This is a genomic window from Spirosoma gilvum (assembly GCF_054776815.1).
Genome location: NZ_BAAHBH010000006.1, coordinates 120,873 through 142,327, shown reverse-complemented (window position 1 = coordinate 142,327; position 21,455 = coordinate 120,873). Strand labels below are relative to the sequence as shown.

Below are 21,455 nucleotides of genomic sequence, written 5' to 3'. Positions count from 1 at the left end.
GCCTACTATAGTCGCATATCGGTTAATGATTTATCCAGTACGGATTTAACATCGAAGACAATGGAGGTTTCGTCTTTTTTCAGACGTTGGATGTCCAGCGTCAGAAATTGCCGATGGGCAACTGCGAGGATGATGGCATCGTAGGTTTGCCCGATAGTTGCGATCAGATCAATGCTATACTCCTGGGCCACCTTTTGCGGAGAAGCCCACGGATCATATACGTCGACCGGCACGCCAAAGTCGGTCAGTTCGCGGTATACATCCACCACTTTTGTATTACGAGTATCGGGGCAATTTTCTTTAAATGTAATCCCCAGAATAAGGGCTCTGCTCCTGTGAATCAAGACGCCATTACCAATCAATTTCTTGAGAATCTTTTTGGCGATAAACAAGCCCATGCCATCATTCACGAGCCGCCCGGAAGCAATCACCTGAGGGTAATATCCCAGACTCTGCGCTTTGTGTACCAGATAATACGGATCAACGCCGATGCAGTGTCCTCCCACTAAGCCTGGCCTAAACGGCAGAAAATTCCATTTGGTACGGGCAGCTTCCAATACCTCATTCGTATCGATGCCCATTCGGTCGAAAATGAGCGCCAACTCATTGACAAACGAAATGTTTATATCACGCTGGGCGTTTTCGATCGCTTTAGCGGCTTCGGCGACTTTTATGGAAGGCGCTTTATAGGTTCCGGCGTCTATAATTGAACCGTATAGCTGGTCGACAAAAGTGGCAGCCTCTGGTGTCGAACCCGATGTTAGTTTCCGAATCTTCGTGAGTGTTCGCTCGCTATCACCAGGACTGATTCGTTCGGGCGAATAGCCACAAAAAAAATCCTGATTGTAAACCAGTTGGCTGGTTCGTTCCAAAACGGGTACGCAATCGTCTTCAGTACAGCCCGGATACACGGTCGATTCGTAAATAACGGTGTCGCCCTTCTTCAACAGCTTACCGACAGCGGTCGACGCACTCAGTAAATAGCTTAGATCCGGCTTTTTAAACTCATCGATGGGTGTAGGAACCGTGATGACGAAAACCTTACAGCTCGACAGATCAGCTATTTCGATACTGAAGGTTAGATTTTCAGCGCAGTCTATTTCCTCTTTCTTCAGAGCAAACGTTACGTCATTGCCTTGCTGCAACTGCTGAATACGCTCCCGATCGATATCATAGCCAATGACCGCATAGTTCCGGGCAAAGGCAACAGCCAATGGTAGCCCAACATAGCCTAATCCAATGATCCCGATTTTGTCTGATGTATGCATAATTCGTACGCCAGCCCATTATACAAATTGGGCAGTTTTTTTTCAAACTTTCCATATCCGACCGGCGACCAGATTGATCAGTGCATTGATCACAAAACCGATTTCGAAGGCCACAGCAATTGAAAACTCTCTGAGCAAAAACGCCTGTAGAAACAGAAAAGTGGTGAATCCCAACAAGCCCATTACCAGTCCACGCAAGGTCAGAATAGTGGCCTGACTACCTTGCAACGTATGTGAAAAAATAGCTAGAATGGATGTTAGAATGGGGAAAGGCGTTAAAATACCGCTCCAGGTTGGGCCGAGTAGATTGGCTAAACCAGTAATGACCAGCACAAATAACGTAGCCACCAGCATCCGAATCGGAATGTCGAACGGTAACCGACGGGCCTGAACGGGCTTTGCGGGCGGCTGGGGAAAAGTCCAGAGCGATAAAAATACGGAGCCTATAACCAGACCATACCCAATCCACAAATTCAGATTCAAATACTTGAACAACAAGGCAGTAGCCGTATAAATCAGGTACGAAAGCAACAACGTAGGCAACCAGGTAAGGCTTCGGGATAAGGCTGAATAGCTATAACAAAAAGCGATCAGCGCCATAATTCCCGTCATCGCCCCCTGAATGGAACGAACGCCAAAATCCTTGCCTTGCTCTAGTATAAAAAACAGCAGAATTGGCCCGGCGACCCAGGGCATACTCCCAATTAGTCCTCCCCATTGATTGCCCCATTTTCGGGCTGCCAGCGTAATCAACGCGATTACCGAAGGCATCAGGGTTACTTTCAACAGGAAGACATTCATTGGCAAGCATAGTATAAATGAGCCTGCAAATTAGTCTGAAATGATATATAGAACGAGTTCGACCCCGATACGGCCGAATGTTTATAGCAAGAATAGCTTCTATAGACATTCGACTCCATCGGGGTCGTACCTTTCGATCAACTTACAACTACTTACGCGCCAGACCATCGCGACGGGCGCGATCACGGACACGCTGAGCCCGTGCTTTACTGTCGGGGTGGCTTGATAGGATGGTTGCGACTTTTCCACCCTGCCCTCCCCCGCTCAACTTCGCCAGTTTCTCAAACGAGGTAGCCAACGCCAGCACACTATACCCGTTTCGTTTCAGAAAACTGTAGCTATAATCATCTGCTTCCGTTTCCTGCTTACGGCTAAACGATGCGCCTGCGACGTAATCGGCCACATCGCCCAGTTGCGAACGAAAAATCTTACCGATCATACCCGAATTCGATGAGCCCACATCGCGTATGGCCGACCGTTGCAGCGATTTTTTCATAGCGTCGCGTACATCATGATTGGCTACGTGGCCTATTTCATGGCCCATCACAGCCAATAACTCCGTGTCGGTCATTATATCCATCAGGCCCTGAAACACCCGAACACTGCCATCGGCAGTCGCAAACGCATTAACGTCCTTCACTTTGTACACTTTATAATTGAGCGGTATACCGCTGATTGTATGGTGTCGACTCACAATTCGGTTAAGTCGTACTGTATACGGATCGCTAGGCCCAGCCACTGGGTTTTGTGCATCCATTTGTACTATGGCCTGGCGCGAGTATTCAGCAACCTGAGCATCCGACAAGGTAGCAGACCCAGCGGCTGCCATTAGCGCTTTTACCAGGTTCGAATCCAGTCGGATTTGCGCTTGCGTGACCAACGGAAGGCTAACGAGCCAAAAAATCATTCCTGTTATTCGTTTCATCGTTGAGTGAATTAAGTGTTAAACAACTCTATCAGACGTAGAGCTTATTAAGAGACTAGTTAAAGGACCGAAAGGTTTAGTGAGGCATTCGACCCTGAATTCAGATGCAGATTTGCTGAACCCCAAATCGTTCGTCATTTTTGCGGAAGAATCAACCTGTACCAATCTCATTTACCAGAATACCGATGAGCCAACAATCGCGAAGAAATTTTGTCAGGAATAGTGTTGCCGCCGGGCTGGGGGCCAGTCTACCCGCTGTAGCTCCCGAAGCAGGACAACTGTTCGTACATCATGTACTGTTTTACCTAAAAAATGCCGGTAGTGCGGCCGATAAAGCTAAACTATTGGAAGGTCTGAATAAACTGGCCAAATGCCCGACCATCAAGCTGGTTCACATTGGCACACCCGCAGCCACGAACCGCGACGTTATCGAACGAAAGTATACCTATTCGTGGCTCTGTTTTTTCGATAGTCCCGCCGACGAAGAAGCGTATCAGAAGCACCCCATCCACGACGATTTCCGGAAAAACTATGCTCACCTCTGGGAAAAAGTTGTGATCTACGATTCAATTGGCCCAAAACGGTAATGTAATTAGGTGATATAGTAACGCGGACATCCTGTCCGCATGGGCTTTACTAAAAATATTCCCCATGCGGACAGGATGTCCGCGTTACGCTTCTGACACCGCAACGGGGGCCGATAGCTTTGCAGCTCGGCCACGGCTAAATGAAATAATAGCCCCCGTCAGCACCAGACCCGCCATAATTCGGTAGGCATAATGCATACCAAGCAATTGAGCGTCGACGGTTTCATAGGTTACCTGATGCGCCAGCGCATATCGGTTGCGTGTGCTATACCAGACCGCTGCGGCCAGGGCGATACCGACCACAAATCCTAAATTCCGCATAAAGGCAATCATACTACTGGCAATGCCCCGCTGATTCAGTGGAGCCGCGTTGAGAGCGCTACTACTGTTTGGCGATTGAAACAGGCCAAATCCCATACTGACCAAGGCACTCCGCCAAACCACATCCTTCCAGTCCCAGCTCGTATCCAGAAACGAAAAAGCAAAATACCCACAAGCCGTTATTAACAGCCCAAAACTGGATAACCACCGGGTACTAACACGACTTGAGAGATACCCACCCAATGGCGCTACCAGACTGAGCGTCAGGGGGCCAGCCAGCAATACCAGACCAGCTCGTTCGGGGTTCAGACCAAGCAGTTGCTGCAAAAAGAACGGAATAACAAACAGGTTGCCACCCGATGCAACAAACCCACAAAAAGCGGCCAGGATCGCCGACGTAAACGGCCAGATTCGGAATAGGCTCAACCGAAGCATGGGCTCACTTACCCGCATTTCCCAAACCAGGAACAGCCCCAGCAGCACAACACCGATGGAGAGCAAGGCAATGACCAGTGGGTAGTCCCAGCCGTAACGGGGTTCTGGTCCGAAATCCAGCCCGGTAAGCAACGAAATGACGCCTAGCAGAAATAAGCCTGCTCCGAGCAGATCGAAACGTTGGCCGGTCACTTTTGGGGTTTCAGGTAGGATGGTCCAGGCACGCCAGATCGCGATCAGTCCAATGGGCACATTCACAAAAAAAATACTTGTCCAGCCAAACTTCCCCAGCAACAAACCACCAATCACCGGCCCGGCACTGGAACCCGCTGCCACAACAGACCCCATAAAGCCCAGTGCCTGCCCTCGTTCGTTTGGCGCAAATGCATCGCCGATAATAGCGGGGCCAATGGCATAAATCATGGCGGCTCCCAGTCCCTGCACCACCCGAAATGCAACCAACGACCACAAGCTCCAGGCTAGTCCACACAATAATGATCCCAGCACAAACACACAGAAGCCGGTGATGTAGAGTTGTCGTCGCCCGACCCAGTCCGACAGTTTTCCCATAATCAGCAGGGTACTGGTGGTCGTCAGCAGGTAGCATAGCACGATCCACTCAACACTGTCTCCAGCCGCCAGATCCCGGCGAATCGTCGGTAAGGCAATGTTGACAATGCTGCTATCGAGCGTCGACATGAACGTACCGAACATGACCGTACCCAGAATAATCCATTTATTGGGCGATGATTTGACGGAAGCACTAGATGAGGACACGGGCGATTCAGGTTACTTCGGGAACGTAACCGGTTAGTTAGGTGGGTTGTTTTGAGCAATTTCGACTTAAATCGACAACAAAATGGCTTGAGGTCAATCAACTGAAGGCTGTTTTTTTATCTTAGTACACTCATTTTCTGAGACAAACGAACAGAACAACCTGATGAAAACAACCCGGCGTTCCTTCCTCCAGACAACCCGTAACGGCTTTGCCGCTCTGTCAGCCAGCCAGCTAACGGCCCTGGCTTCTCCCCTACTGCCACCTGAAGTAGCATCAACCGAACAGGCCAATAGTTTACGATTAAAACCAGACCATGTTGTTCGGTCATTGCCCGAAAATATGGTCTGGGGTTATTTTGGGTCCGATGTGCCGCCCGTGGCAAAGGTAGCTGATGGCGATGTTGTTGAAATTCAGACGGTCAATCCATCGGGCGTTAGCCGGACGAATCCCGAAGAGTTTTACACCAAAAATAACCTACCCATCGACCAGCACGCCCAAGAGGTGATTGCCATTCTGAAACATGTAAAACCCGAACCTTCGGGTATCCGTGGGCATATGCTGACGGGCCCCGTGTATATTGAAGGCGCTCAGCCGGGCGATAGTCTCGAAATCCGCATCCTTGATCTGACATTTCCGGCCCCCTTTGGTGTCAACAGTGTCTGGCCGGGTGGTGGCGGCATTCCCGACGAGGTGAAAACCCGCGAAACCTTCGTATATAAGTACGATATGAAGCGGAAAACGGCTACGTTTAAGGAAGGCATCGAGATTCCGTTGAAACCCTTTATGGGCGTTATGGCGTTATCGCCACCTGCCGACATGGGCCATCAGAGTTCGATTCCACCCAATTTTTACGGCGGCAACCTCGACATTAAACACCTCATCAAAGGAACCACGCTGTTCCTGCCCGTATTAGTTCCCGGCGGATTGTTCACGACGGGCGATGGGCACGGAGCCCAAGGCAACGGTGAAGTCAGCGGGGTTGCCATCGAAACGGCTATTAACCTGACGGTGAAGTTTATTGTCCATAAAGGCAAAACGCTGAAAAATCCCCGTGCCGAAACACCTACCCATTTTATTGCTGTCGGGCTGGATAAAGACCTGAACAAAGCGATGAAAAACGCGCTTTCGGAAGCCTGCGCCTTCATTCGCGACGAACTGGGCTTCACCTTTAACGAAGCCTTATCCATTGCCAGCACCGCCGTCGATTTCGAAGTCAGTCAGGTAGTTGATCAGACGCTGGGCGTTCATGCCATGATTCCCAAATCGATCTTCACCAAAAAGAAGTTCACGTTTTGGGCGTAGTTCTTTTGTCCTTCCGACGAAGGAGGAATGACAAAATCCAAACTAATTTTACTCCATGCAACTATTGAAAGGCTTACACCAAACTATTTATTTTTTGCTGGAACTCTGTATGCTAGGGGCTTACGGGTATGCAGGTTTTCATCTGACTCAGCATCCATATGGAAAATACCTGTTAGCGATAGGCTTTCCACTGGCAGCGGCAACGTTATGGGGTATTTTTGCAGCTCCACGCTCGACCCACCAGCTTGGCTTCCCATATCACACCGTATTCGTACTGATTATGTTTGGGCTGGCCTTCTTTCTATTGTACCGAACAGGCTATACCCGTTTGGCGATGACCCTAGCCGGATTAGCCTTGGTTAGCGAGTTGGCAGCCCTATTGCTAAAGGATTGACCGAGGCTGAAACAAACGGACGTATAGCCAGCAGCATGTTACTGATTTTGCGCTACTTCGCCTTCACCTGTACAACATAGGTGCGGATGGGTTGCCCTGCCCCTGACTGATTCAGCGGTTTGGTGGAGAATACAACATTGGCGGTACCCACCGTAACGCCTTTAATCTGGAAGACCGTAGGGCCATCGTTCGGCCGTTTTAAGGTATCTACTGCCGGGGCCAGTTGCTGCCGGGACACTTCGACAATTTCCTGATTATCGGACATACCAATTAATTCGGAATTGCCATCGCCCCGGCTGGGCATGGAAATTTCTTTGATCTGCCCTACTTCGATCGTCAGCTTCTTTTTCGAACCTGTGTTTGGATGACTACAGGCCCAGAAGCCAATAGGGACCAGCAGGAGTAAATACCGAGAATATGCATGTAAAGTAGCCATGCATCCTATAACGAACTGGCCACCTCAACGGTTTTATTCAATTCGTTTAAACACCAAATTGCCAACGGTGATGGCCAGGGTTTTAGATTCAACACAGAGACACAGAGTACACTGAGAAAAAAAATATTCTTCTCAGTGTACTCTGTGTCTCTGTGTTGAATAATACCTACTTCGCTTGCCGACGATAGAAGACGAAGCCATTTTCCTGGCCAGTTTTCTTCACATCGGGCAGTGAGTCGAGGAGGGTGGGTTGCTCCGATGCATGACGGATGAACAACACATCTTTATCGATCTTACCCCGCAACAACCAGTCTTCATTATAGGCATTTGGATTAGTGACCGGCGGTTTCATTGTATAAAAAAATGGTCCGTAGCTATGGTAGCCGTACGTTTTTACGTACACATTCTGCCCCTGTGCCCGTTCAAAAAAGCGCATGGCAGCCGCCTGCGAAATACCTTCAATTCGGCCAATAAATGCCCAAAGAGTCAGGGTTATAAAAACGGCTACTCCGCCAAACAGGACGACGGATGCCTGCGCTGGTTCATGCTGGTTATACCATCGAACTACCAGAACCAGCACAATCAAAAGCCATATGCCAGGAATCAACGTCCAGTAAGGCCAGTCAATTTTAGCGTCCAGATTACCCTGCGAGAAGGCATCCTGATCGGCAAACTGCCGAACAATATCCATCCGATGAGCGATCAGCGGCAAACCCCCAATGGCCACCACGAAAATACCTCCCACAATGATCAGCCCGGCCCGTAGCCAGTTGCTAAACTGAATTTTCCGATCTTCCAGTTGCGACAACGTCAGCGCGGCAAAGTAGGTCAGCGGAAAATAGCAGAGCGACGAATAATGGACGATTTTCGACTGCACAATGCTGAATAGAATCAGTACAACCCAAAACAAAATGAGCATCCACTGCCGGAAATCGCGCTGGTAATTTCGCTCGATGAACAGCGGTCCAAACGCCCGAATGGCAAAGATGGAAGCCGGAAAACAGCCTACCAGTAGAATGATAAAGTGATACCCAGGAAACCCTACGTGTCCGGCATCGGGAGTACTGAGTAGTCGGATACTATAGGCTAGAAACTCCTGTACTAAGGTAGGGCCATGGAGGTAAATATCGAGTCCATACCAAAGCAGTGAGCCGACCGAAGCCGCTACCGAAAAGCCTATGAACTGAAGGGGCGTAATAAACCACCGGAATCGGTTCAGTGCCCAATATGTGACCAATACCAGGAAAATAATCAGGTAGGCCACCGGCCCTTTAGTCAGAATAGCCAGCCCCAGCACAAAACCACCCGTCAGGATATAGGTCCACTCCGGTTTGGGTACGGTCATGGCTCCGCCTAGTCGTTCGCGTTTCCAGGAGGCAAAAACCAGATTGACTAAGGCAATGAAAATAAACAGATTAAAAAATGGGTCGATGATTCCTGAGCGGAAATACAGATGGGGCGTTACCGAACCCAGATAAGCCAGCGACCACAGCAACCCAAACCGGTGTCCGTGTAGCTTCTGACCGAGGTTATAGAGGTACACCAGCGTGATGATCCCACAGATCGCATTCGGTAGCCGGGCCGAAAATTCATGGATGCCAAACAGGTTCATCATCATCGACTGAAGCCAGAAAAACAGCGGAGGTTTCTCGTAAAACGGCTTAAAATCAATATGAACGTGCAGATAATCACCCAGGGCAATCATCTCGCGGGCGCACTCAGCAAAATTAATTTCGTCCCAGTCAAACAACCGTACCCCGCCCAGAAACGGGATAAACAACAAAGCTCCTACTACAGTCAGGACGAGCGAATAAAAAAGTTTTTGATTCATTCAGCAACGTATTCAGCGAAATGTAAGCAGCACAAATGCTACAAAAGAATGGCAAAAATAGCCGAAAAAAGATTGCCGGGATTCACGATATTCGCGCCGTCGAAATGAGTTTCAAGTTTTACGTATCAAGTTTCAGGTTGACTGACGCACGAATTAGTAACGCATTAGCAACCTGAAATCTGAAACTTGCAACATGAAACTTCAAACATGAAACCTCATATGCTTGCCAATCATCGATTTACCGAGCTAGCCGCTTATGCCCAGCTACAGGCACATTACGACCGGTTGAAAGACCGTCATTTACGGGATTTGTTTGCCGAAGATCCGCAGCGATTTGCGACGTTTTCGCGCCAGTTTGAGGACATCCTGCTGGATTTTTCGAAAAACCGGATTACCACTGAAACCCTGGATCTGCTCATTCAACTGGCCAATCAGGCTGAGCTGAAAGATGCCATTGGTAAGCTATTTTCGGGCGATAAGATCAACCGGACCGAAGACCGGGCTGTACTGCACGTAGCCCTTCGCAATCGGTCCAATACGCCGATTCTGGTCGATGGCAAGGATGTGATGCCCGATGTAAACGAGGTGTTAGCCCACATGAAATCGTTTACGGAGCGAATTCGTTCGGGCGAATGGAAAGGCTATACGGGCGAAGCCATCACCGACGTCGTGAACATCGGCATCGGCGGCTCCGATCTGGGGCCAGTGATGGTTACGGAAGCCCTGAAACCTTATGCCGACGATAAAAAATTACGGGTTCATTTCGTTTCGAACGTCGATGGGGTTCATATCTATGAAACGTTGCAAACGGTTCGGCCCGAAACCACGCTGTTTCTGATTGCCTCCAAAACGTTTACCACGCAGGAAACCATGACCAACGCCCAAACGGCACGTCAGTGGTTTCTGGATGCGGCAAAAGACGAAGCAGCTATTGCCAAACATTTTGCGGCTCTGTCGACCAATCAGAAAGACGTCGAAAAATTTGGCATCGATCCTAACAACATGTTTGGTTTCTGGGATTGGGTAGGTGGCCGGTATTCGCTCTGGTCGGCTATCGGGCTATCCATTGCGCTTTATATCGGCTTCGACAAGTTTGAGGAATTACTGGAGGGGGCTCACGCGATGGATAATCACTTCCACAGTACGCCCCTTGACCAGAACCTACCCGTCATTCTGGGCCTGGTGGGTATTTGGTACAACAACTTCTTCGGTGCACAAACAGAAGCCATCCTTCCATACGATCAGTACATGCACCGCTTTGCCGCGTATTTCCAGCAGGGTGATATGGAAAGTAATGGTAAATCGGTTGACCGAGATGGCAATCCAGTCGACTATCAGACCGGGCCGATCATCTGGGGCGAACCCGGCACCAATGGTCAGCACGCTTTTTATCAGTTGATTCACCAGGGTACCAAGCTGATTCCCTGCGATTTTCTGGCTCCAGCCATCAGTCAGCGACCCATTGGCGAACATCACAAAATTTTAATGGCCAATTTTTTCGCTCAGACGGAAGCGCTCATGAACGGCAAAACGGAAGCCGAAGCCGCCGACGAACTGCGGAAGTCAGGCAAAAGTGACGACGAGATCAAAGCGCTAACGCCATTCAAGGTATTCTCGGGCAATCGGCCAACTAATTCGATCCTGTTTAAAAAGCTGACGCCCCGTACGCTGGGTAGCCTGATCGCTATGTACGAGCATAAAATCTTTACGCAGGGCGTTATTTGGGACATTTTTAGCTTCGACCAGTGGGGTGTTGAACTTGGCAAACAACTCGCCAACCGTATCCTGCCCGAACTTCTGAACGAAGCTCCGGTCAGTTCGCACGACAGTTCGACCAATGGCCTGATGAATGCGTTCAAAGCCATGCGCACGGAATAAATACTAACGTCGGTTACTGGCTGATTCTGATGCCTGTAGCAGATTAAAATTCAATCAGAACCGGCGTGAGCCAAAACATTGCTCATAATACGTCTGTTAATGGGGTGTAATTTCGATTACACCCTTTTTTATGCAACTCAACGATAGAACATTATGAAAAAGCAATTCTCACTCCTGGCAATCTGCCTGTGTGGTATAGGACTGGCTAATGCCCAGACGACCACAAACACCTACTCGACTACGACGAGTACCAGCACAACGTCTCCTGCGTATACAACACCGACGACAACAACCGACACCACGAATTCGATGAACAACTCGAATTCGATGAACAACTCGAACTCGATGAACAACAATTCGATGTCGACCAACAGTATGTCGTCGGATAGCTCGTCGGTGAATCAGATGAACAATGCGAATACAACGCCCAATAGCACGTATTCGACCAACAGCATGTCGCCTGCCGACAACACGCAGACGACAACCGTGACCACCACGGAAACAACCAGAACACGCGACTACAAGGCGAAGGATTACAAAAATTTTGTGTTTGGTATTTACGCGGGCCTGAACTCCACCAAGTTCAAAGGTGAAAGTACAAATACGGGTGGTGACCTATCAGGCCGCATAGGCTATCAAGCTGGTTTCTTTGTGCGTGGCGGTGGCCGTCTGTTCGGACAATTGGGTGGTGAATACTTTGCGTCCAGCTCCAACTACTTTACAAGAGGAGATGGACAGAGCGCACAAAACATTCAGGATCAGATCAATATTCAGTACATCCAGATTCCGGTTTACATCGGTTATAAACTTCTTGAATCGGATCGGGGTATTTCAGCTATCCGGTTACAGGCAGGTCTGGAGTATGCCAACCGGATCAGTTCCAGCAGTGGTCGGTTCAATCTGACCAATGCCGAAATCAAAAGCGGTACGTTCAATGCACTGGGCCAGATCGGTTTTGACATCGGCCCATTGCTGATCGATCTGACCTACCACCACGGTCTGAGCAATTCGATCACGAACCCAACCACTGGCAACACTACGACAACGGGTTTCAACGGTTCGCAACGACGGGTTCTGAGCGCCAGCGTCGGCTTTAAGTTTTAAAAAAAGTTGCTAGTCAGTAGTCGTCAGTCGATAGTAGTTTGTTTACGGAGTAGATTTGGCTTCGTAAACCACTATCGACTGACGACTTTTTTATGAATACCCTATTTCCTATATTCGTTAAGGCCGAAAACCTCCACATCCTGATCGTCGGTGGTGGTTATGTTGGTCTGGAGAAGCTGACTGCACTACTCAGCAACTCACCCGATGCCCGCATTACACTCGTTGCCCCCACTATTCGGGAAGAGATCCAGACGCTGGCCAGCCAATACCCCAAGCTACAGCTTATTCAGGAGTCTTATCACTCTATTTACCTGTCAGATAAAGACCTGGTTATTGTTGGTACCAACGACAAAGCCGTTAATCATCAGGTTCAGGCCGATTGCAAGCAACAGCGCATTCTGGTCAACGTGGCCGACACGCCGGATTTATGTGATTTTTACCTGAGTTCGGTCGTTAAGAAAGGGGACCTGAAAATTGCGATTTCGACCAACGGCAAATCGCCAACCTTCGCCAAACGCTTCCGGGAAGTCCTGGAAGACATTCTGCCCGACAGCTTGCAGGAAACGCTCGACAATCTGACAGCCATTCGGAATCAGCTCAAAGGCGACTTTGTCCAGAAAATGGAGAAACTAAACGAGATCACCAGGGTGTTGCGTTGATAAGCCAACAACACCATGAACATTCTCGCCATTTCGGGCAGTCTACGGGCTGCTTCCACCAACACATCGCTCCTTCGCGCAGCCGCAGGCTTAGCTCCGGCTGGCGTAACCATTAGCCTTTACGATGGGCTGGACGATTTACCCCATTTCAGTCCCGAACGTGATGTTGATCCCACACCCGAATCAGTGAGTAAGCTACGGGCTCAACTTCGGCAGGCCGATGCGGTTATGATCTGTACACCCGAATACATTCATGGGATGCCGGGCGTGTTGAAAAATATGCTCGATTGGCTAGCCTCGTCGGGCGAATTTGTTTATAAACCGGTGAGTGTGATTAGTGCAGGACCATCGGCTTCGGGTGGATCGCGGGCACATGCGGCCCTGTTTCATACGATGGAGGTTCTAACCGCCAGCTTACCCGAGGACGCTTCGCTGATTGTATCTTCCGTTAAAATGCGGATGAATGCGGCTGGCGAAATCACCGACCCGGTACTGGCGCAGGAACTTCGAACTGTCATTGATGCGCTGGTCAATGCTGTACAACATACTCCTGCCACTGTTTAGGCCCACCCTACCAAGATGGATACTCAGACAAGCTACCAAAACGCGATTAGGTTTGCGGCTCTCAAACATGCGGAGCAAAATCAGACCATTCCGGGAACGCCCCTTCCCTACGTAGTGCACCTAAGCAATGTGGCGATGGAGATCCTGCTGGCAGCTCAACACTCGGCCAACTTCGACGTCACTTTTGCGGTTCAGGTTGCCCTCTTGCACGATGTACTGGAAGATACACCTACAACAGTTGACGAACTAGCACACGAATTTGGCTCCGATATAGCTGAAGCCGTAAATGCCCTGACCAAAGCCGATGATCTGCCTAAATCCGAAAAAATGATTGATAGCCTGACTCGTATCAACGCGTTACGGCCTGAAGTGGGAGCGGTAAAACTAGCCGACCGAATCACGAACCTGCAAAAACCACCCCATCATTGGAGCAACGCCAAAAAGCAGGAATATCTTCAGGAAGCCACGATCATTCTGGAAACGCTAAAAGGAGCAAATACCTATCTGGAAAATCGGCTGGCTACTAAACTGGTGGGTTACCGGCAATATCTGGATGAGTAAGCAATCAGGCCAATGAATTTACAGAGCCAACTCGACAGTCGGGTCCCAGTATACCGTTTTGAAGTCGACTACTTTGTCATTCTTAACCCGAACGCCTTCGTCTTCCAGTAGTTGTTCCATTATGGTCGGCCCACCGAAGAAATGCTTGCCGGTTAATACACCCAAGCTGTTTACAACCCGATGGGCGGGCACATCCGGGCGATTATGGCACCCATTCATGGCCCAGCCAACCATGCGAGCGCCTGCCCGTAAGCTTAGGTAACGGGCAATGGAGCCATACGTCGTAACGCGGCCTTTCGGCACCAACCGTACCACGTCGTACACCTCTTCAAAATAATCGCGCTGCTCCATAGACTTGTAACACAGAGAATCACGGAGGGAAAAGAGACTCACAGAGTTGTAGTCATTCTCTGCGAATCTCTGCGTTATAATCAAATGTTAAACAGTTTTTTCCTCGACTGCCCTCACTAATCGATTGTACCAATCGTCGCCATAAGCCCGGATGAGTGCTTCACGGACGAATTTATAGATCGGCACATTCAGTTGCTCACCAAAACTACAGGCAGGATTACAGATAGGCCAACGGTCGTAGTTGAGTGCATGAAAGGAATCGTATTTGGTAACCCGAATAGGGTAGAGATGGCAGGAGATCGGTTTTTTCCAATCGACTTTACCGTCGTTATACGCTTCCTCGATGCCACATTTCAGAATACCCCGCTCATCCCAGATTGCATACACGCACTCCCGTCCACCTACGGTAGTTGTCACATGGCCACCATGTCCATCGGGTTCATAACCTCCTTGTTGTTCGATTACCCGGATACCTTCGGGGGATAGGTATGGCTTGACATCGTTATAAATCCGGTCGAGGATGGCCGGTTCGTCATTTTCCAACGGAGCACCCATGTCACCTTCAACGCAACAGGCTCCTTTGCATTTATCTAAGTTACAGACAAAAAACTTTTCAGCTACATCGTCGCTGATACACGTATGGTCAAGCAGAATCATAATCGGTGAACGAGTGAAAGAGCGAAAGAGTGAAAGAGTGAAAACTAGTGCAGCAATCATTCGCTCTTTCGCTCTTTCACTCATTTATTTAAGAATCTTTATCTTTTGCCCTTCGCGCACCGTCACATCCGACAGGTTGTTCCAGGACTGGATCTGTTCAATGGTTACACCATAATTTTTTGAGATCCTAAACATCGTCTCACCTTTGGTCACGGTATGGTACGTGACGGTTGGCTGAGCGGCTTCGGCTGCTGATGATTTAGCTGGAGTTGACGCTTGCACTGCCCGGCTACCAGGAGTTGCTTTCACCGTCAGTTGCTGCCCTACTTCCAGCACATTGTCCCGTGTCAGATTATTCATCGACAGTAGTTCATCGACAGTCAATCCATATTGTTTGGAAATACTGTAATACGTCTGACCAGGTTCGACTGTATGCATAGCCGAACGATTCGTTGAACCGGTCGTAGTCGGACGATTAGTGACTGAGGTTGTTGGCGAAACGGGTTTCGGCTCGACAGCTGTTCCGGTCGAAGCATCCGGGCGGGCATCTGTTTTGGCAACCGTCGAAGCGGCTGGCCGAGGAGGAGCTTTGGTCGGTGGAACCGGAGTCACTGCAGTCAGCGAACCATCGGCCTGCTGTTCGCGTGCGCCCTCGTACTTGCTGGTTTCAGGACGGCCCATATCCATATCCGAAGCCGGTTTTGACTGCGGTGTAGACGTTGGTTTCTGAGTCGATGCAACTGGCTCATCCGCTGGTTTAGCCCGCTCTGGCGTTGTGGCTACAGGAACGGTTTTAGTTGGCTGCGAACTATCGGGGGTCCGTACAATCACGACCCGTTGCGACCCATCCGAAGCACTACCCGACGGAGTACTGCTGGCCGGAACCGACCGGCTAGTAGTAGGCGGTGTTGCTGGGCGAACCGGTTCCGTACGTTGGGGAGCCGCCGGTTCCGACGTACCATCGTTGGGCGTAACGCCACCACCTACCAGCTTTGGCTGATACAGTTTACGTTCGGAGGAATTACGCGGTACGCTCTCCATACCACTTACAGTTCGGTTGCTGCCCGCAATTGGGGTTGTGACCACTGCCTCACCCCGACGAGGGGGCGTTGGTGTAGGATCGTAAACGGGTGGCGTTGGCCCGTTGATCACTTCAACCGGTTTGTTACTGGGTCTACGTTCGCGCAGCCACATCACCCGACCCGTTACGAGTTTCTGTACCCGATCCAACCGGTTGTAGCGCATCAGTTTCTTCAATCGTAACCCGTACCGCTGCGAGATACTGCGGGCCGTTTCGCCTTCCCGAACCGTGTGGAAAGGCACCAGCGCTTTCTTGCGTTTTTTGGCCAGATAATATACGTCGTTGACAATAACCGGGTCACGGTCGGTCATGTCGTTGTAGCGCAGGAAACTCGACAGGCTAATTTTTGCTTTTCGTGCCAGCGACCCAGCATCATCACCCGCCTGCGCCTGAATACCCGGCAAGCCATTGATCTCGTACAATACCGGTTCGTTTTTGCTGCTCAATCCGGTCGTGACCCGACGAAGCACCGGGAAACCCACGTCATTCTGAACAAAATCGGGTGTTTTCTTGCCACTAACCGTCACAATTTTCTGCCGCACATCGTTGATCTGAGTATTCACGACCGGAATAGCCATCACGTAGGGCTTATCGGTTGGAATGGCATCGCCCAATACCCAACGGTTATACTTACGTAATTCAAATTCATCAACGCCCAGCTCTTCAGCAATGCCTTTCATGGTTTTGCCTCCACCATTTGGGTATTCGATCAGGGCGAAGCGATTGCTGGTCTGGTGCGTTTGCAATGCATTTTCAATCGCAATCTTATGGGCAAAGAACCGCAGAATATAGCGATCCGTGCGACCATCCAGGGCTACTTCGCGTGCATAGGACCAATCAGGTGGAATCAGTTTGGCAATACCACCCGCACCGAGGTAATACGAATAAAGCGAGGCTACCCAGTTGTTAAACTGCCCGTTACTCCGTTTCAGGTATTTAGCGGCACCATGCGTAGAGGCTGTAATGCTTTTACGTTCATCGATCTCATCATCAACCCGCAGGCCATGATCAAGAGCCGTTTCACGTTTGAACTGCCAGTAACCTACGGCCGTTGACGACGACACCGCATCGGGCGTGAGGGAGCTTTCCTGAACAGCGAGGAATTTGAAATCGGTCGGCACATCTTCATCAATCAGGATAGCCTCAATCATGGGGAAGTAAAGCACTACCCGATCCAGTTTGGCTGTCCAATATTGCCGATTTGATAAGAGGGCGTTGACATCCTGCTGAACCAGCCGTCGGGCGTCGGGATCAAGCCGGACCGAAATATCGGCGAAGGTCAGTTGCTCAGGTACGACAGGTACACTTACCTGCGCCGATGCCAGAAAGCCTGTCAGCAAAAAAAGAAGGGTTAGGAAATGCATTCGTTTTTTCATACTTGGTACCGCTCCGGCGGTTCATTTTGTCAAACGTAATTATCGTTTTCGGATCATCATCATCCCGTCTCGTACGGGCAACAGCACATTTTCTACCCGAGGGTCGTCCTGAATTTTCTGATTAAAGGCCAGCACGGCCGCCGTATCGAGATCCGATGGTTTCACCGTCTCAACAACCTTGCCACTCCATAAGACATTATCGACCAATAAGAAGCCACCTGGCCTTAGTTTATCAAAAATCAGGTCGAAATAGGTGGAATTAGCTCGTTTATCGGCGTCGATGAATACCAAATCAAACGTTTCGTTGAGGGTTGGCAGTATATCGGCGGCCAATCCAACGCGAAAATCGATTTTATGATGATAGGGTGACTGCTGCCAGTACGACCGGGCAAAATCCTCCAGTTCTTCGTTTTGATCGATGGTGATGAGCTTGCCATCGTCGGCCAACCCCTCGGCCAGGCATAAAGCAGAGTAACCCGTATAGGTACCCAGTTCGAGAATCCGGCGGGGCCGAATCATCCAGGAAATCATAGACAGAAAGCGGCCCTGCAAATGCCCCGAGAGCATCCGGGGGGCCATGATGTGCGCACGGGTATTGCGGTTCAGCCGATGGAGCAGCTCGCTTTCGGGCGAGGTAAGGGCTTCAGCATACGCAGTTATGTTGGCGGGCAAAAAATCCATTCGGCAATTTACCTGTGCGATCAATTGGTCGACAGGTAAGGGCTGGTTTTAGTAAAATTAGTAGATGGCTGGAATAAATTGATAAGTCGGGAAGTTAAATCCGATTTTTCGAGTCAATGACAATGGTAACAGGGCCATCGTTGAGTAAGGAAATTTTCATATCGGCCCCAAACTCTCCGGTCTGAATTGGCCTCCCTAAATCCGTTGTGAGCTGAGCAATCATTGCTTCATAGAGTGGTATAGCGACTTCCGGTCGGGCGGCATCAATAAAACTGGGCCGATTGCCTTTTTTAGTACTGGCATGTAGCGTAAACTGGCTAATAAGCAGAATATTTCCATCGACGGCAGCCAAATCCAGATTCATTTTTCCTTCACTGTCGTTGAAAATTCGCATACCAACAATTTTTCGGCTCAGCCATTCTACATCGTCACGCGTATCGGTATGTGTAATACCTAATAAAACCAGAAAACCGGTTCCAATCTCACCTTTTACCTGGCGGTCAATTGAGACAGAAGCATGCGTAACTCGCTGAATTACAACAATCATATTGGCATCAAATTGGTTATAAAAAACCGTTGCATCAAAACTGATACTTTCTATTTAAAAGAATTACAATTTTCTTTACTTTATGAATTAGTTTTATCACATAAGTTGAAAATTATCCCAAAAAAGGGTGTAAAATTGCGATTGGCAAAAGTTTTGTACAAAAACTAATTAAAACAATTGATTTACATCTGTCCAGATCAGGCATTTGTAACTTTATTTATGGAACTATTTTTCAACAAAATACTAAAAAATTACTCTGTTAAATTAAACTCTGTTACTCAATCGTTATCATACCCTACATGAATGAAGAAAAACCCATTAACACATCCAACTAATTCAAGACAATATGGACAAGCGATTACTTTTAGTGTTAATTCTATCAGCCGCTTTGCTCGCTCCTATCGGATATATTACGTTATTAATCAACTGGTTTAAGAACTATACTAGCGGAGTCTATTCGTACAATTCAACAGAAGTACTTTTTGAGACGGTAGCCGTTCTGATCTACACCTTTTTGGGCATTCGTTTTTTTAACCGGCATGTAAATTCAGCACACTAAGCTCTTTCTTAGTGTGTTTGCGCTCTGGATTCTATGGGCATAGAATCCAGAGACATATCTTCACAGAGCACAGATTTTCTTTACCATACGGTCATTTCATATTCTCTCATTTAGGCCGTACGTTGAGTAGCGAACACAAATCAAACCTACTATAGCTGATTTGTTACAGAACGTTGGGCAATCAGCCGAGCGTGGATTTTAAGCTGTGACACGGTTAATACAAACAGCTGATTATCAACTATGGAATCAGCCGTGCCACAGTTCAGCAGGCAGTCTCATTCAGTCTGGTCTGCTCTACCTCCTTTTCGTTTATTCCTGACCTGGCTACCCGGTGTTACCAAAAACGGGAAATCTCCCCTTACAGCAGGTCATTCTTTAGGCGACCTTTGCCAGTGTAGTGAGTCACTCCTACGCCTAGTTCAATTCTATTCACACTTAATTTTCTAAAATTATGAAAACGCGTTTTTCACTCCTGGAGAACTCCAGTATGACCTTCATTTGCCTGCTTTTCTTTCTCATTAGTTCCTGCAAAGGGCCAGAAGGGCCTCAGGGCCCTCAGGGACCTTCCGGTTCAACCGGCGCTACAGGAGCAACCGGATCAGCCGGCGCAACGGGTGCAACGGGTCCGGCAGGAGCAACCGGACCACAAGGTCCGATGGGCAATGCCAACGTCGTGTATACGGCCTGGAAGCCGGTCGATATCAGTGGTAATTACTATCGCTATCCAGATAATATGGGGGTTGATTTAGGAAACGATCAGAAAACAGCCAATGCGTTATTGACGGCCGATGCGATCGACAAATCCCTTGTCTACATCTATTTCAAATTCGGCCAGTCGGGTTACGACAATACGTCTGGAGAATACAAACTGTTTGAACGGATTCAGGCTGGCTATGCCAATGGCAATGTCAAAATTCCGGGTCGCAGCACCAATAATTACGATGATTACATTTCGTATTACGTAAACCATGACTATCTGGGTGTCAACTACCTACGCTTCAATGTTCATGGCTATACCTCTATGTATAATCAGCAGGGGCAGCAGGTAGCCGTTTCAGACCTGATTGGGAAGAATGCCCAGGCGTTTCGGGATATGTTCAAAGACCTGCCTCAATATCGCATGGTGATTGCCAACGGAAGCACCCCCGCCGGACGAATGGCGGCTATCGATTTCAAAAATTACGCTGCCGTTAAACAAGCTTTTAACCTCCCCGACTGATTCGGTTCTGTGTGTATCACAGCCCTACAAACCCAGTGCTACGTAGGGCAACTCTTCTTCCATTTTAGGTCAGACTACATCTAGTACTACACGCATCAATCGTCGGTCTTCCAGGCTTTCGATCGGAATCCAGCGTGCCAACTAGTTTCGTTTATCAGGCTTCTATTCACATCTAATAAAGCAAATTCATGAAATCGCATAGCTCACACCTCGTTCATATTCCTACTGGATTGATTGTTTTCTTTTTCCTGCTGGCTGTTTCCTGCAAAGGACCGGAAGGGCCACAGGGTCCTCAGGGGCCCGTTGGGCCTTCTGGAACTGTCGGCGCAACGGGAGCCACTGGGGCTACTGGGCCAACAGGAGCCAGTGGTGTAACCGGAGCAGCCGGAGCACAGGGAGCAACCGGCAATGCCAATGTTATGTACACGGCCTGGAAATCGCCCGATTTTAGCACGTATTATTATCGATTTCCCGACAACCTACAGGCCATTATTGGCAATGACGGCAATCAGACCAATGCGCTACTCACAGCGGATGTTATCGACAAATCGATGGTTTACGTCTATTTTAAAACAGGTGCACTTCAGTACGACAATACGACTGCCGACTATAAACTGGTGGAGCGCATCCAGCCATCGAACGGCTATGGTTATGTAAAAATCCCCGGACGCACCACCAGCAACAGTCAGGATTATGTTCAGTACTGGCTCAACAGCGACAACATAGGCGTCAATAACCTGCACATGTATATGTACTTCTTTACCTCTCTATACGATCAGCAGGGAAAACAGACACCCATAGCCGACTTTGTTGGCAAAAATGCCCAATTCTATCGGGACATGGTCAAAACGGCACCCCAATACCGAATTGTTATCGTCAAAGGAACAGTTGCGGGAGGCCGAACGGCCGCTATTGATTTTAAAGACTATACAGACGTTAAGCAGGCATTTAACCTGCCCGATTAAATGCCTTTCACCCCTAACCGATTGGCCTGTTTTCGTTACTCGATGGTAGCGGGCAGTAATCGGTTAGGGGTTTTATTGGATGATACAACAACATACAGGAAGGTGCATAACAGGCAATAAACAGGTTTTTATGAATCTTTGGAGTATTCATCGCATCAATTCACCTATTTAGTAA

Annotated in this window: 21 protein-coding genes; 10 read left to right on the top strand and 11 right to left on the bottom strand. The window is 49.0% G+C overall.

Features of this window, described 5'->3' with window-relative positions; genetic code table 11:
* Positions 1-5 precede the first annotated feature (5 nt).
* From ACYVFD_RS17115 to ACYVFD_RS17105, 3 genes are all read right to left on the bottom strand, one after another.
* A complete protein-coding gene (locus tag ACYVFD_RS17115; protein ID WP_461091491.1) occupies positions 6-1,268 on the bottom strand; it encodes a nucleotide sugar dehydrogenase in 1,263 nt (420 codons plus the stop codon).
* 42 nt (positions 1,269-1,310) lie between these two features.
* Positions 1,311-2,069: a hypothetical protein gene (locus tag ACYVFD_RS17110; RefSeq protein WP_461091490.1), complete on the bottom strand. Its 759-nt coding sequence runs from the start codon at positions 2,067-2,069 to the stop codon at positions 1,311-1,313.
* Between the two features lie 148 nt (positions 2,070-2,217).
* Positions 2,218-2,994, bottom strand: a complete 777-nt coding sequence (locus ACYVFD_RS17105) for a M48 family metallopeptidase (RefSeq protein WP_461091489.1) — start codon at positions 2,992-2,994, stop codon at positions 2,218-2,220.
* A 185-nt stretch (positions 2,995-3,179) separates the two neighbouring features.
* Here ACYVFD_RS17105 and ACYVFD_RS17100 point away from each other — a divergent pair, with 185 nt between their 5' ends.
* Positions 3,180-3,581, top strand: a complete 402-nt coding sequence (locus ACYVFD_RS17100) for a Dabb family protein (RefSeq protein WP_461091487.1) — start codon at positions 3,180-3,182, stop codon at positions 3,579-3,581.
* An 84-nt stretch (positions 3,582-3,665) separates the two neighbouring features.
* On the opposite strand, the gene ACYVFD_RS17095 is transcribed toward ACYVFD_RS17100, so the two are convergent.
* Complete coding sequence (locus tag ACYVFD_RS17095) at positions 3,666-5,114, bottom strand: MFS transporter (RefSeq protein WP_461091486.1); 1,449 nt, start codon at positions 5,112-5,114, stop codon at positions 3,666-3,668.
* Between the two features lie 163 nt (positions 5,115-5,277).
* On the opposite strand from ACYVFD_RS17095, the gene ACYVFD_RS17090 reads away from it, so the two are divergent.
* On the top strand, positions 5,278-6,417 hold the full coding sequence (locus ACYVFD_RS17090; RefSeq protein WP_461091485.1) for an acetamidase/formamidase family protein: 1,140 nt from the start codon (positions 5,278-5,280) through the stop codon (positions 6,415-6,417).
* Positions 6,418-6,472: 55 nt separating this feature from the next.
* Entirely contained in the window at positions 6,473-6,811 is a 339-nt protein-coding gene (locus tag ACYVFD_RS17085) for a YrdB family protein (RefSeq protein ID WP_461091484.1), read from the top strand.
* Between the two features lie 52 nt (positions 6,812-6,863).
* Here the strand turns inward: ACYVFD_RS17085 and ACYVFD_RS17080 are convergent, their stop codons facing one another.
* Together ACYVFD_RS17080 and ACYVFD_RS17075 are read right to left on the bottom strand one after the other, a co-directional pair.
* Positions 6,864-7,247 (bottom strand): hypothetical protein, encoded by a 384-nt coding sequence (locus ACYVFD_RS17080; RefSeq protein WP_461091483.1) that lies wholly within the window; start codon positions 7,245-7,247, stop codon positions 6,864-6,866.
* A gap of 166 nt (positions 7,248-7,413) precedes the next feature.
* A complete protein-coding gene (locus ACYVFD_RS17075) occupies positions 7,414-9,078 on the bottom strand; it encodes an ArnT family glycosyltransferase (protein WP_461091482.1) in 1,665 nt (554 codons plus the stop codon).
* 219 nt (positions 9,079-9,297) lie between these two features.
* On the opposite strand from ACYVFD_RS17075, the gene pgi reads away from it, so the two are divergent.
* The 5 genes from pgi to ACYVFD_RS17050 all read left to right on the top strand — a co-directional run bounded on the left by pgi (position 9,298) and on the right by ACYVFD_RS17050 (position 13,844).
* Positions 9,298-10,956: a glucose-6-phosphate isomerase gene (gene pgi / locus ACYVFD_RS17070; protein ID WP_461091946.1), complete on the top strand. Its 1,659-nt coding sequence runs from the start codon at positions 9,298-9,300 to the stop codon at positions 10,954-10,956.
* Positions 10,957-11,109: 153 nt separating this feature from the next.
* A complete protein-coding gene (locus ACYVFD_RS17065) occupies positions 11,110-12,060 on the top strand; it encodes a porin family protein (protein WP_461091481.1) in 951 nt (316 codons plus the stop codon).
* A gap of 92 nt (positions 12,061-12,152) precedes the next feature.
* Positions 12,153-12,719 carry a precorrin-2 dehydrogenase/sirohydrochlorin ferrochelatase family protein gene (locus tag ACYVFD_RS17060; RefSeq protein ID WP_461091480.1) on the top strand — a complete coding sequence of 189 codons (567 nt, stop codon included), beginning with the start codon at positions 12,153-12,155 and terminating at the stop codon, positions 12,717-12,719.
* A gap of 15 nt (positions 12,720-12,734) precedes the next feature.
* Positions 12,735-13,283: an NADPH-dependent FMN reductase gene (locus ACYVFD_RS17055; protein WP_461091479.1), complete on the top strand. Its 549-nt coding sequence runs from the start codon at positions 12,735-12,737 to the stop codon at positions 13,281-13,283.
* A gap of 15 nt (positions 13,284-13,298) precedes the next feature.
* Positions 13,299-13,844 (top strand): HD domain-containing protein, encoded by a 546-nt coding sequence (locus ACYVFD_RS17050; RefSeq protein ID WP_461091478.1) that lies wholly within the window; start codon positions 13,299-13,301, stop codon positions 13,842-13,844.
* An 18-nt stretch (positions 13,845-13,862) separates the two neighbouring features.
* Here ACYVFD_RS17050 and ACYVFD_RS17045 read toward each other — a convergent pair whose 3' ends face one another.
* The 5 genes from ACYVFD_RS17045 to dtd all read right to left on the bottom strand — a co-directional run bounded on the left by ACYVFD_RS17045 (position 13,863) and on the right by dtd (position 18,537).
* Positions 13,863-14,195, bottom strand: coding sequence for an MGMT family protein (locus tag ACYVFD_RS17045; RefSeq protein WP_461091477.1), 333 nt, complete (start codon positions 14,193-14,195; stop codon positions 13,863-13,865).
* Positions 14,196-14,282: 87 nt separating this feature from the next.
* Positions 14,283-14,852, bottom strand: a complete 570-nt coding sequence (locus ACYVFD_RS17040) for a DUF3109 family protein (RefSeq protein WP_461091476.1) — start codon at positions 14,850-14,852, stop codon at positions 14,283-14,285.
* Positions 14,853-14,936: 84 nt separating this feature from the next.
* The gene (locus ACYVFD_RS17035) at positions 14,937-17,309 is read right to left on the bottom strand and encodes a lytic transglycosylase domain-containing protein (protein ID WP_461091475.1); all 2,373 of its coding nucleotides are present in this window, start codon (positions 17,307-17,309) and stop codon (positions 14,937-14,939) included.
* A 39-nt stretch (positions 17,310-17,348) separates the two neighbouring features.
* Positions 17,349-17,990, bottom strand: a complete 642-nt coding sequence (locus ACYVFD_RS17030) for an O-methyltransferase (RefSeq protein ID WP_461091474.1) — start codon at positions 17,988-17,990, stop codon at positions 17,349-17,351.
* A gap of 94 nt (positions 17,991-18,084) precedes the next feature.
* On the bottom strand, positions 18,085-18,537 hold the full coding sequence (gene dtd / locus ACYVFD_RS17025; protein ID WP_461091473.1) for a D-aminoacyl-tRNA deacylase: 453 nt from the start codon (positions 18,535-18,537) through the stop codon (positions 18,085-18,087).
* A 1,010-nt stretch (positions 18,538-19,547) separates the two neighbouring features.
* On the opposite strand from dtd, the gene ACYVFD_RS17020 reads away from it, so the two are divergent.
* Positions 19,548-20,315: a collagen-like triple helix repeat-containing protein gene (locus ACYVFD_RS17020; protein WP_461091472.1), complete on the top strand. Its 768-nt coding sequence runs from the start codon at positions 19,548-19,550 to the stop codon at positions 20,313-20,315.
* A 188-nt stretch (positions 20,316-20,503) separates the two neighbouring features.
* Positions 20,504-21,280: a hypothetical protein gene (locus tag ACYVFD_RS17015; protein WP_461091471.1), complete on the top strand. Its 777-nt coding sequence runs from the start codon at positions 20,504-20,506 to the stop codon at positions 21,278-21,280.
* Positions 21,281-21,455: the final 175 nt, after the last annotated feature.